This is a genomic window from Streptomyces sp. NPDC002446 (genome assembly GCF_053595675.1).
In genome coordinates, this window is record NZ_JBSFYC010000130.1 from 1 (window position 1) to 11,374 (window position 11,374).

General features: G+C 73.2%; 14 protein-coding genes and 1 pseudogene. 6 read left to right on the forward strand and 9 right to left on the reverse strand.

Annotated elements, in window-relative coordinates:
* Positions 1–130: 130 nt before the first annotated feature.
* Positions 131–463, forward strand: a complete 333-nt coding sequence (locus ACWD6P_RS36150) for a hypothetical protein (RefSeq protein ID WP_451448463.1) — start codon at positions 131–133, stop codon at positions 461–463.
* A 117-nt stretch (positions 464–580) separates the two neighbouring features.
* Here ACWD6P_RS36150 and ACWD6P_RS36155 read toward each other — a convergent pair whose 3' ends face one another.
* Both ACWD6P_RS36155 and ACWD6P_RS36160 read right to left on the reverse strand, forming a co-directional pair.
* The gene (locus ACWD6P_RS36155) at positions 581–1,021 is read right to left on the reverse strand and encodes an SPW repeat protein (protein WP_451448464.1); all 441 of its coding nucleotides are present in this window, start codon (positions 1,019–1,021) and stop codon (positions 581–583) included.
* 136 nt (positions 1,022–1,157) lie between these two features.
* Positions 1,158–1,730 (reverse strand): histidine phosphatase family protein, encoded by a 573-nt coding sequence (locus tag ACWD6P_RS36160; protein WP_451448465.1) that lies wholly within the window; start codon positions 1,728–1,730, stop codon positions 1,158–1,160.
* A gap of 310 nt (positions 1,731–2,040) precedes the next feature.
* Between ACWD6P_RS36160 and ACWD6P_RS36165 the strand changes: the two genes are divergently transcribed.
* Both ACWD6P_RS36165 and ACWD6P_RS36170 read left to right on the forward strand, forming a co-directional pair.
* Entirely contained in the window at positions 2,041–2,259 is a 219-nt protein-coding gene (locus ACWD6P_RS36165) for a CbtB domain-containing protein (protein ID WP_451448466.1), read from the forward strand.
* A 15-nt stretch (positions 2,260–2,274) separates the two neighbouring features.
* Positions 2,275–3,030, forward strand: a complete 756-nt coding sequence (locus tag ACWD6P_RS36170; protein ID WP_451448467.1) for a CbtA family protein — start codon at positions 2,275–2,277, stop codon at positions 3,028–3,030.
* A gap of 103 nt (positions 3,031–3,133) precedes the next feature.
* Here the strand turns inward: ACWD6P_RS36170 and ribA are convergent, their stop codons facing one another.
* Positions 3,134–3,841 carry a GTP cyclohydrolase II gene (gene ribA, locus ACWD6P_RS36175; RefSeq protein ID WP_451448468.1) on the reverse strand — a complete coding sequence of 236 codons (708 nt, stop codon included), beginning with the start codon at positions 3,839–3,841 and terminating at the stop codon, positions 3,134–3,136.
* Between the two features lie 103 nt (positions 3,842–3,944).
* On the opposite strand from ribA, the gene ACWD6P_RS36180 reads away from it, so the two are divergent.
* Positions 3,945–4,697, forward strand: coding sequence for a creatininase family protein (locus ACWD6P_RS36180; RefSeq protein ID WP_451448469.1), 753 nt, complete (start codon positions 3,945–3,947; stop codon positions 4,695–4,697).
* 1 nt (position 4,698) lies between these two features.
* Positions 4,699–5,361, forward strand: a pseudogene (locus ACWD6P_RS36185) (RibD family protein); the annotation flags it as partial.
* Positions 5,362–5,463: 102 nt separating this feature from the next.
* Here ACWD6P_RS36185 and ACWD6P_RS36190 read toward each other — a convergent pair.
* From ACWD6P_RS36190 to ACWD6P_RS36210, 5 genes are read right to left on the reverse strand one after another with little or no spacing between them, the layout of a single operon-like run.
* Positions 5,464–6,516: a lysylphosphatidylglycerol synthase transmembrane domain-containing protein gene (locus ACWD6P_RS36190; protein WP_451448470.1), complete on the reverse strand. Its 1,053-nt coding sequence runs from the start codon at positions 6,514–6,516 to the stop codon at positions 5,464–5,466.
* The gene (locus ACWD6P_RS36195; RefSeq protein ID WP_451448471.1) at positions 6,516–7,370 is read right to left on the reverse strand and encodes an SAM-dependent methyltransferase; all 855 of its coding nucleotides are present in this window, start codon (positions 7,368–7,370) and stop codon (positions 6,516–6,518) included. Before ACWD6P_RS36195 ends, ACWD6P_RS36190 begins: the two co-directional genes overlap by 1 nt.
* Positions 7,367–8,488: a glycosyltransferase family 4 protein gene (locus ACWD6P_RS36200; protein WP_451448472.1), complete on the reverse strand. Its 1,122-nt coding sequence runs from the start codon at positions 8,486–8,488 to the stop codon at positions 7,367–7,369. The genes ACWD6P_RS36195 and ACWD6P_RS36200 overlap by 4 nt, the downstream gene beginning before the upstream one ends.
* Positions 8,485–8,883 (reverse strand): 6-pyruvoyl trahydropterin synthase family protein, encoded by a 399-nt coding sequence (locus ACWD6P_RS36205; protein ID WP_451448473.1) that lies wholly within the window; start codon positions 8,881–8,883, stop codon positions 8,485–8,487. The genes ACWD6P_RS36200 and ACWD6P_RS36205 overlap by 4 nt, the downstream gene beginning before the upstream one ends.
* Before the next feature lie 50 nt (positions 8,884–8,933).
* On the reverse strand, positions 8,934–9,914 hold the full coding sequence (locus ACWD6P_RS36210) for a zinc-dependent alcohol dehydrogenase (protein WP_451448474.1): 981 nt from the start codon (positions 9,912–9,914) through the stop codon (positions 8,934–8,936).
* Positions 9,915–10,023: 109 nt separating this feature from the next.
* Between ACWD6P_RS36210 and ACWD6P_RS36215 the strand changes: the two genes are divergently transcribed.
* On the forward strand, positions 10,024–10,830 hold the full coding sequence (locus ACWD6P_RS36215; protein ID WP_451448475.1) for a CDP-alcohol phosphatidyltransferase family protein: 807 nt from the start codon (positions 10,024–10,026) through the stop codon (positions 10,828–10,830).
* On the opposite strand, the gene ACWD6P_RS36220 is transcribed toward ACWD6P_RS36215, so the two are convergent.
* Positions 10,766–11,152 (reverse strand): DUF6126 family protein, encoded by a 387-nt coding sequence (locus tag ACWD6P_RS36220; RefSeq protein ID WP_451448476.1) that lies wholly within the window; start codon positions 11,150–11,152, stop codon positions 10,766–10,768. The genes ACWD6P_RS36215 and ACWD6P_RS36220 overlap by 65 nt on opposite strands.
* Between the last annotated feature and the right edge of the window lie 222 nt (positions 11,153–11,374).

Here is an 11,374-nt window from a genome sequence, read left to right on the forward strand (position 1 = left end):
GAAGGGCGTCCAAGCCAGAAGTCACACTCAGGCCAACGGACGCCCTTCGCCATGGTCGCGGCCAGCACAAACATCGGACTCAATCATCTAGGGGAAGTGGAGTCGCCTCACTTCACTTGATCATCGAGGCATGGTCGCCGCCACCCGCATCCCGCCCGCACGGCCGCCCCGCGCACCACCCGGGAGAGGAGGGACGCCCCTGTCCCCGTACGACGACCGCCCCTTCGGCGAGCTCGCCGAGATTTTCCGCCACGACACCCTTCCCCGTGTCCGCCCCCGCACCCCGCTGGCCGGACGCTCCCGACCCGTCCCGCGCGGCGCCGCACGGCTCGTCCAGACCGCGGCGATCGCGTGTCTGGCCCTCGGCATCGCGCTGGCGCACGGCCTGCTCATCGCGAGCGGGCTGGTGCTGGCCGGACTGGCCGGCCAGCCGCCGGCCGAGAGCCACGGCCGGCGCCGCTAGGGCCCGTCCGACGGGTCGGGGCCGGCCCGCCCTACGTACACGGCCGCCGGTCCGCTTGCCCCGAGGGAGGCAAACGGACCGGCGGCTTCTCACACGCCCCCGTTCGGGAAGCGTCCGTCATGTGACGCGGCGGCTCTTCGATGCCACGGCAACACACGTGGCGCCCAGCAGGAACGTCAGGACACCGATGATGAGGTTGTTCCAGATGATCCCGGCGTCCGGACCGCTGCCGACGATCCAGGGCGAGATGATCATCCACACGCCGATCGCGCACATCGCGCCGCTCATGCCGTACATCCGCTCAGGCGCCGTGGTGAACCCGACCGCCAGCAGAGCGATCGCCACCCCGAGGATGAGGTTGTGCGTCATCAGCGCGGACTGCGTGGCTGAGAAGTGCAGGATCCACGGAGAGGCGGCGCAGTACAGGCCGACCAGGAACACCGGACCGTCGACGAGTACCACATCACGCCCGCCGAGCACCCGCTCGTATCGGGCCTGCATCTCCGTTGCGTCGGGGTGACCTGCGAGATCTCCCCTGTGGTGTGAGACGTCGGCCATACGACTCGCCTCCTTCGTTCGCAAGCCTGGCCGTTTCGCGTGGCATCGGGCCGCGCAACCTCATTCTGCACTTATGTCGCCTTTATGTGTAGATGAGCGACAGGTGAATTGTGAAGCATCTCCGTCGCACCCCCGCTCACCTGCGGTCCAGCGCCCGCCCCAGCCCCAGGTTCCAGCGCCCGCCCCGACCGCTCAGCTCTGTCACGGTGAGTGGCGGCACATCCATCCGCCAGAACGCATCCGCGGGCACCCGCAGCGCGCACACCGCCGCGGCCCGTACGACATCCGGCTCGACGACGGCCACCACCCGGCCCGCGTCCAGTGCCATCCGGGTCAGCCAGTCCGCGATCCGGTCGCACAGCCGCCGCAGGGACTCCCCGCCGTGTTTGTCGAAGTCCGGATCGCAGAGCCAGCGGGAGACCGCCACCGGTTCGGCGTCGGCGACCTCGGCCAGGGTCCGGCCGCGCCAGCCGCCCATCGCACAGCCCGCCAGCTCCGGCACGGGACGGGCTTGCAGTCCGAGCCCCTCGGCGGTGTCCCGGCACCGCCTGGAGGGCGAGGCGAAGGTCCGGTCGGCGGTCGGCAGCGCCCCGGCGGCGGCCCGGACGCGGCGCAGCCCGGCCTCGGCCAGCGGGCCGTCGTCGTCGAAGCGCACCTCGCGCTGGGCGTCTCCGGCGGCCGGTGAGACCAACATCACCCGAGTTGTCATGACCTCTTCTTTCGCTACCCACCGCCGCCACCAACTGACGGTCCGTACAGGGGAGTTGGCCGAATGTCGCGCCCCACCCTGCGCCTGTCCGCCCCCTCCGCGGTCTTGGCCGGGTGGCCGGTTCACGGTACCTTCCCGATCGTATTGACAATGACATGACGGAAGCCGGTGGGATCCCGGCGCGGTCGCGCCACTGTATGTCCGGTTTATACCGGCCCAATCGGGCCAGGACCGGATGAGCCAGACCCGGCATGTCGTTACGCACTCCACTGACTAGGGACGCGAGTTCCCCCTATTAGGAGGTTCTGCCATGGCTCAGTCCATCGCACCCCCGGCCACCGGCGCCGTCACCCCCGCTCCGCTCCCCCTCAAGGCGATCGCCCCGTGGGCGCTGTTCGTCGGCGTCCTGATGCTGGTTCTGCTCTACTTCATCGGCGCCGAGCAGGGCGCCACCTCGCTGCTCTCCGGTACGGACGTGCACGAGTGGGTCCACGACGGGCGCCACCTCCTCGGCTTCCCCTGCCACTGATCGGACCCCGCACCCATGAACTCCGTCACCGTCAGAAACCTTCTGGTGCGCGGGATGCTGGCCGGCCTGGCCGCCGGTGTGCTCGCCCTCGTCGTCGCCTACCTGCTGGGCGAGCCGAGGGTGGACGCCGCCATCGCGTTCGAGGAGGCCCACAGCCACGGACACGAGCACGAGGTGGAGGTCGTCAGCCGCGGTATGCAGTCCACGGCGGGGCTGGCGACCGGCGTACTGGTCTACGGCGTGGCGCTGGGCGGGATCGCCGCCCTGGTCTTCTGCTTCGTCCTGGGCCGGATCGGCCGGTTCGGCGCCCGGACCACCGCCGCCCTGCTGGCCGGCGGCGCGCTGCTGGTCTACCTCGTACCGTTCCTGAAGTACCCGGCCAACCCGCCGGCCGTCGGTGATCCCGACACCATCGGCCAGCGCACGGCCCTGTACTTCCTGATGATGCTGCTCGGCATCCTGCTGGCCGTCGGCGCGACGCTGCTCGGCCGGCGCCTGGCGCCCAAGCTGGGCAACTGGTACGCCACGGTGGCGGGCGGCGCCGCGTTCGTGGTCGCCGTCGGGATCGCGTACGCCTTCCTGCCGTCCTACGACAATGTGCCGCACGGCTTCCCCGGGACCCTGCTCTGGCAGTTCCGGCTGTCGACGATCGCCGTCCAACTGGTGCTGTGGACCGCCTTCGGGCTGCTCTTCGGTCACCTCGCGGAGCGTGTCGTCCCGGCTCGGCAGCAGGACGCCGTGCCGGCCGAGGCGGCGCCCGCCGCTTCCTGACACGGCGCTCGCCGCCGGTGAAGACCGCCTGGAGAGGGCCCGCGACCACGCGTCGCGGGCCCTCTCGCACGGCAGCGGCCGCGCACGACAGGCCTTCGCCGCCTCAGAACAGGCCGTGGATGCCGTCCAGATGCGGCAGATCGTGGTCGAGACGTTCCCGTTTGGCACGCAGATAGCGGATGTTCTCCGCCCGGGGCGCCACCAGCAGGGGTACCTGTTCGGCGACGGCGATACCGTGCCGCACCAGCGCGGCGCGCTTGCGCGGATTGTTCGACAGCAGCCGCACGGAGCGGACGTCGAGATCCCGCAGCATCTCCGCCGCGACACCGTATTCACGGGCGTCGACGGGCAGCCCGAGGGCGATATTCGCCTCGACCGTGTCCAGCCCGTCGTCCTGGAGCCGCATCGCCCGGAGCTTGGCCAGCAGCCCGATTCCCCGGCCCTCATGGCCCTGGAGATAGACGAGAACGCCGCGCCCGGCCGCCACGATCGCGCGGAGCGCGGCGGACAATTGGTCGCCGCATTCGCAGTGCGTGGAGCCGAAAACATCGCCGGTCAGGCACTCCGAATGCACCCGGGTCAGCGCCAGTTCCCCGGCCGCCTCACCGTGGACCAGCGCCACCTGCTCGATTCCGCTGCGGCGGTCGAGATAACCGACCGCGCGGAATTCCCCGTAGGTGGTGGGCAGCCGGACCTCCACCACTCGTTCCACGCCCGGCCTTTCCTGGCCGGCATCGTCCAAAGCGATACCGATATCGGCGCCGGTTCCGGGACCGGGATCGGAACTGGCGTCTTCGTAGGGGTCCGTCATGGCGCGATGGTACCCACGAGGGCAAAGGTGCGCAGAGTTTCTTTCACAACACGACAAGTATGCTGCGAGACCCGCGATCCGGCGACGAAAGGCAGCGGCTCCTATGACGGCTTCGCGACAACCGGCTTCCGCCACGGCGCTGTTGCCCGCGGACACCACCGAGGACATACGGGCGCGGCGCCCGGCGATCGCCGTACTGCCGATCGGCAGCTTCGAACAGCACGGCGCGCACCTGCCGTTGACCACCGACACCGTCATCGCCTGCACCATCGCCGGGGAGTTGGCGGCCGCCCACCCGGTCCAGCTGCTGCCGCCGCTGACGGTGTCCTGTTCGCACGAGCACGCCGACTGGCCGGGAACCGTCAGCATTTCGGCGCGAACCCTGCATGCGGTGGTCACCGACATCGCCGCCTCGCTGGGCCGGTCCGGCATCGGCACCCTGATTCTGGTCAATGGGCACGGCGGAAATTACGTACTGCGCAATGTGGTTCAGGAATCCGCCGGGAGCGGCGTGCGGATGGCGCTCTTCCCCGGATCGGCCGACTGGGAGGCGGCGCGCACCCGGGCTGGAGTGCACACCCCCGCGCACAGCGATATGCACGCGGGCGAGGTCGAGACCTCGATCCTGCTGCATGCGCACCCCGAATTGGTCGGGGACGGCTATGAATCGGCGGATTGCACCGCCGATGACCGGAAACATCTGCTGACGCTCGGCATGTCCGCCTATACCGAGTCCGGAGTCATAGGGCGCCCGTCGCTGGCGTCCGCCCACAAGGGAAGGGAATTGCTGGCCGGGCTGGTCGAGGCGTTCGGCGAATACGCCGAGCTGTTCGGGGCGCGGGCGGCCGGGAGCTGAGATGACGTTCGAGGAGAGGACCGAGGTGCTGGACGCCACGGCGGCATGGGAGCGGCTGCGGCGGATCCGTACGGCGGCCGGGGCGCGGGCGGCCGGGCTGGTAACGGACGGGGACGGCGGGTGGCGATGGGGACCGCGGGCCTCACCCGGGGCGGTCGAGCTGGCCGAGCGCTATCTGCCGCTCTGCCTGGCCGGTCCGCGGACCGCCTTCGCGCAGCTCGGGCAGAGTCTGGACGGGTTCATCGCGACCCGCACCGGCGACGCCGACTATGTCACCGGCGCGGAGGACCGCCGCCATCTGCACCGGCTGCGTGCACTGGCCGATGCGGTGCTCGTGGGGGCGGGCACCGCCGTGGCGGACGACCCGCAGCTGACCGTACGCGCCTGCGCGGGCGACAGCCCGGTGCGGGTGGTGCTCGATCCGCACGGCCGGGTGCCGGTGCGCAGCGGGGTGTTCACGGACGGGGCGGCGCCGACGCTGTGGGTGCTCGGGCCGGGCGCCGGCACCGCGGCGCGGGGCGCCGTGGGCGACGGGGTCGACGTCCTCGAACTGCCGGACGCAGCGGACTTCGCCCCGGAGCGGCTGCTGGCGGTGCTGGCGCGGCGCGGACTGGGCCGGGTGCTGATCGAGGGGGGCGGGGTCACCGTGTCGCGGTTCCTGCGGTCGGGGGCGCTGGACCGGCTGTATCTCACCGTCGCGCCGGTCCTGCTCGGCGACGGCGTCCCCGGGCTGCGGTTTCCCGGTACGCCGGTGATGCGGGAGGCGCTACGACCGCCCGTGCGGCGCGCCCTGCTCGGCGAGGACACGCTCTTCGAGCTCGACCTGCGGACGGTGGTCGGTGCGCGGCCCGGCGGCCCTCCTGACGAGCAGGACCACGGCGCCGGGCAGGCTCGCGGCGAAGGCGAGCACTCCGTAGATCACGGCGGTGGTGAATCCCTGCGCCGCGCCCAGTCCGGCGGCGCCGAACGCCCAGGCGGCGACGCCCTCGCGGGGGCCCCAGCCGCCGACGTTGACCGGCAGCGCCATCGCGAGCAGCGCTAGCACCACCAGCGGGAGCAACTCGGCCAAGGGCGCCACGACCCCGGCGACCCGGGCCGCCAGGACGAACATCGCGAGGTAGCCCACGAGGACCGCCACCGACGACAGCACGACACCGGGCCACACACCACGGCCCAGCAGGCCGCGCCGCGTGTCGGCGAGCACCGTGCGGGCGGCCCGTCCGCCGCGCGCGGAGCGCTGGTGCACGATGCGCGGGCCGCGTCCGCCGCGCATCGGTCCCCGGTGCGCCAGGAGCCACCAGGCGGCCGCCACGACCGACGCACACACCGCGGCCGCGGCCAGCTCGGCGCCGGGTGAGCCGAGGGTGTGGGCCAGGGCCGCCGACACCGGCGAGGGCCGGACGAGCAGCAGGGCCGCCCCGGCGACGAGCAACACGAGCTGGCCCGCGGCGCGTTCCAGGATCACCGCGCGCACGCCCCGGCCCCGGTCGCCGGAGCTGTGACCGTGCCGTACCGCGCGGTGGACGTCGCCCAGGACGCCGCCGGGCAGTGCCGCGTTCAGGAACAGCGCCCGGTAGTAGTCCGCGACGGCCGGACCCAGCGGCAGCCGCAGCCCCAAGCCGCGGGCCACCAGACACCACCGCCAGGCGCTGAGCACCGTGGTCAGCAGGCCGATGGCGAGGGCGGCCAGGAGCGTACCGGCGTCGATCCTGCGCAGCCCGGCCAGGAAGGCGCCGGACCCCAGATGCCATATCAGCGCCACCAGAATGCCCGCTCCCACGAGCAGCCTCAGCCACGCCGCCAGCCCCGGCCGCTGCATCACACGCCCCCGGGCAGCGCCAGCAGATCGGTGTGGTGCACCGTGACGCCCAACTCCCCCGCCGCGCACTGGGCCAGTCTCCGGCGCAGATACGCGACGGCTTGGGGCGCCAGCTCGGGCCGCTGGGCGTGCGCGGCACCGACCCAGCCGCGCAGCCATTCGGCGGTCAGCGCGGACTCGGCGCTCCCCAGGCGCCAGGGGCTGGGCCCCACCACGACCGTCGCGCCGCGCCGCTCGAAGGCAGCGACGGCCGCCGCTATCGCGTCCGGACCCAGCAGCCGGCGGCCCCCGACCGTGCGGCGCTGGTGGTCGTTGAAAGCGGTGGCCAGTTCGTCGTCGAGCGGGTCCGACGGGGTCAGTTCGACCCGCCCGGCGACCGAGAGCGCGAGCAGCGCCGGGCATCCGGCGCCCGTGACGGCCTGGGCCAGCCGCTCCACCTCGTCGAGCGTGAGCAGATCGAGCAGCGCCGAGGCGGAGACCAGCGACGTGCCGGCGAGGTCGTCGGCGGTGAGGGCGGTCAGGTCACCGTGCCGGGTCCGCGTGTCAACGGGCGTGCCGTCGGCGGCCGTTGCGGGCATGCGCGACACGGCGTGGGCGAGCAGGTCCGGGTCGTGGTCGTGCAGGGTCCAGTGCTGGGGGCCGGGCAGCCGGACGGCGAGCCAGCGCGCCATCGAGCCGGTGCCGGAGCCGAGGTCGCGGATCACCAGGCCGTCCGGTCGCCCCGGTGCGGGCGGCCGGGCGGAGAGCCGGGCACGCAGGGGGCGCAACAGCTCGGTCGCCCGGGACACCGCGTCGGCGCGTTCGCGCAACTCCAGCCAGCTGGGGGCGAATCGGGGGCTGCCCACGGCGTTCATGACGCGCTCCGGGGCTCGTACCGAAGCCGTTCCAGCGCTCCCGCCAGACTCTGCGAGGTCATCTCCCACTCCTCCAGCATGGCACGCCGGTCGCGTGCGGATCGTTTCAGCCGGTGGCGCAGCCGCGGATCGCCGAGCCACTCGCGCAGCGCCCCGGCGAGCGCCGCCGGCCGGTCGGACGGTACGAGGAGGCCGGGCAGGCTTCCGTCGGGGGCCCGGCCGAGGGCTTCCGGTACGCCGTCCACGGCCGTCGCCAGCACCGGAATCCCGCGCGCCAGCGCCTCGGTGACGACCATGCCGTAGGTCTCCGCGTACGAGGTGAGGACCAGCAGGTCGGCGGTGGCGTACCGGGTGGCCAGCTCCGCCCCGGTCAGCGGGCCGGCGAAGCGGATCCTGCCGGCGAGGTCCGGATCCTCGGCCCTGCGGCGCAGTTGCCGGGCGTAGCCCGGGTCGTGGCCGGGCCCCCCGACGAAGGTGCAGTTCCAGGGCAGGTCGGTGACGGCTGCGAGGGCGTCGATCAGGCGGTGCTGTCCCTTGCGCGGGGTGAGGGCGGCGACGCAGAGCAGGGCGGTGGCGCCGTCCGTGCCGGGCGCGAGCGGTGCGGGATCGGCTCCCGGCCGGGCGATGTGCACGCTGTCCGCCGCCGCTTTGCGGTGCGCGACGAGCCGGCGGGCGGTCCACTCGCTGGTGGCCACCACGGCCCCCGCGGCGCGCAGGGCGCGGCGTTCCCGGTCGTCCAGCTCGGCCGCCGTCGCGGGATCGAGCCCGGTCTCGTCCGCCAGCGGCAGATGCACCAGTACGGCGAGCCGCAGCCGGCCGGATTCGGGGGCGAGGACCTCGGGGACGCCGCCGGCGACCAGCCCGTCGAGCAGGACGACGGCGCCGTCCGGCAGTGCGGCCAGCCGCCGCGCCAGTCCCGCGCAGGCGGCGGCGTCCGGCCGCGGCCAGCTCCCGGGCATCGCGTACGGCTGCACCCGCCACCCCGCCGCCGGGAGTTCGCGGCACATCCGCAGGTCGTAGACGTTGCCCCCGCTGGGCGTCGTCGGATCCTCGACGCCACCGGGCAGGACGAAGTGCACCACGCGCTCCGCTGCCGCGTCGGCGCCGGTGTGCGTCACAGCGTGCGCTCGTACGTCGCCCAGGCGATATGGGATTCATGGAGCGTGACCGATATGCCGGCCAGCTCGCGGGCGCCCTCGCCGAGGTTGCCGGCGTGCACGCGGTCGGCGAGCCGGTCGGCGATGACCTTGGCCAGGAACTCGGTCGAGGTGTTGGTCCCGGCGAAGGCCGGTTCGTCGTCGAGGTTGCGGTAGTTCAACTCGGCGACCACCGCGCCGAGTTCCTGGGTGGCCAGGCCGATGTCGACGACGATGCCGTCGGCGTCGAGGTCCGGGCGGCGGAAGGCGGCGTCCACGACGAAGGTCGCGCCGTGCAGGCGCTGCGCGGGTCCGAAGACCGCGCCGCGGAAGCTGTGCGCGACCATGAGGTGGTCGCGGACGGTGATGCTGAACACGGGTGTTCCTCCGGTGTGATGTCGGTCTCGGTACCTGGGGTCTGGATCGCCTACGAGCCGTCCGGCGGCCCGTAACGGATGCGGTGGCACAGCGCCGGCAGGTCGCCGGAGGCCAGCCGGGGCAGCACCGAAGGCAGCTCCTCGAAGGCGGATTCGCCGGTGATCAGCGCGTCGAAGACCGGGTCGGCGAGCAGGTCGAGGGCGAGCGCCAGCCGGTCGGCGAAGGTGCGGCGGGCGCGCCGCGCCGCGGAGACGGCGCCCACCTGGCTGCTGCGGACGACCAGCCGGCGGGAGTGGAAGGCCTCCCCCAGGGGCAGGCTGACCCGCCGGTCGCCGTACCAGCTCAGCTCGATGACGGTGCCTTCCGGGGCGAGCAGTTCGAGCGAGCGCGCCAGCCCCTGCTCGGTCGCGCTGGCGTGCACGGCCAGATCGCAGTCGCCCAGCGCGTCCTGTGGCAGCGCGAATTCCACACCGAGCGCCCTGGCCGTCTCGGCGCGTGCCGGATCGGCGTCGACCAGCTGCACCCGGACCGCCGGGTAGCGGGCGAGCAGGGCGGCGACGCTGCAGCCGACCATGCCCGCGCCGACCACCGCGATCCGGTCGCCGACCAGCGGCGCGGCGTCCCACAGGGCGTTCACCGCGGTCTCCACCGTGCCCGCCAGTACGGCGCGTGCGGCGGGGACGCCGTCCGGTACGGGGGTCACGGCGTGCGCCGGGACGACGTGGTGCGTCTGGTGCGGAGTGAGGCTGAAGACCGTACGGCCGCGCAGCGCGGGCGGCCCCTCCTCGACGACGCCGACATTGAGGTAGCCGTACTTGACCGGCGCGGGGAAGTCGCCTTCCTGGAACGGCGCGCGCATGGCCTCGTGCTGGCTCTCGGGGACGCCGCCGCGGAAGACCAGGGTCTCGGTCCCGCGGCTGACCCCGGAGTACAGCGTCCGCACCAGCACCTCGTCGGGGCCGGGCTCCGGCAGCGACACCGGACGGATCTCGCCCCGCCCGGGAGCTCTCAGCCAAAAGGCACACGGCATCGGGATCCTCCTGGACGCTACGACATGTGTTCGTTGATGCTGGGGATCTTGAGGACGCCGTCACGATACGCGGCGCCCATGGACTGCGCCATAAGTTCCGGGAGGCACGGTGACCGTACAAGAGCACCACGGCACAAGGCGGTTGGTGCAGAACACCACGGTCGGTCTGGGTGTGCAGCTGCTGGTGCTGGCGGTGCTGGACCGGGCGGTCGGCCTGGGCGCTGCGGGGTGGCTGGCGGGTGCGGTCTTCGCGGTGGTCACCTGGGCCGTGCTCACCCTCGCGCTACGCCGGTCGCCGGTGCGGTCGTTCGGCCCGGCCAACCGCGTCACGCTGGCCCGGACGATACTGGTCGGCGGGGTGACGGCGCTGGTCGCGGACTCCTTCGCCCGCCCGGCACCGGTCGCGGTGCTGATCGCGCTGGCCACCGTCGCGCTGCTGCTGGACGCCGTCGACGGTCAGGTCGCCCGGCGCACCGGAACGGCGACCCCGCTGGGCGCCCGCTTCGACATGGAGGTCGACGCCTTCCTCATCCTGGTGCTCTGCGTCCATCTCGCGGAGCCGCTGGGCGCCTGGGTGCTGACCATCGGTCTGATGCGGTACGCCTTCGTCGCGGCGTCCTGGGCGCTGCCGTGGCTGCGCGGTGCCCTGCCGCACAGCACGGCCCGCAAGGCGGTGGCGGCGGCGCAGGGGATCGTGCTGGTCGTGGCCAGTGCCGGGATCGTGCCGCGGGCCTGGGCGGCGGCCGCGGTGGCCGTGGCGCTGGCGCTGCTCGGGTGGTCGTTCGGGCGGGACGTCATAGGGCTGTGGCGGACCGGGGTGAGCCCGCGGACGGTTCAGGGAAGTCAGGCCCTCAAGTCCCTGCGTGCCGCCCCAGATAGACGACCAGTGCCAGGAAGATCAGCACCAGGTTCGTGACGACGACGGTGAGCACTATCCGGCGCCACAGGCTGTGCCGGGGCGCCCGGTGGGTCAGCAGCACCGTGCCGGGCAGCCGCGCGAGCCGGGCGCCGGGACGGATCGCGGTGGTACGGGCCCGGCGGACCCCGCAGCGCGGCGAGGTGCGGCGGCGGGCGGCGAGCTCCGGGCAGCTACGGGCGTGCCCACGGGCCGTGCGGACGGGGGCGCCCGGGGAGCGCCCCCGGCAAGGGTGATGGGCGCGCGGCCCGGAGTGCGTGGGTATGCAGGTGCGTGAACGGACCGCCCGCCAGGACGGCGGCCCCTTGCGCCTCGCTACCACGCATGCCCTCCGCGAATCAGGCTGATGGGGGATAACTGTATCCCCTCCGCCCGTCCGCTGCGCTTGGCTGGCTGCCTACGTTTCCGGCTGTCCCGCCGTGGGGGTGTCTCGCCGTTGCGCCTGCGGCGGGCGGTGCCGCTGCGCGGGGCTGTTCGGCTGCCGGTGACGGGCCTCCGGGGCCTGGTGTGTGGACTGCTTCGCTTTACGTCCACACACCAGGCC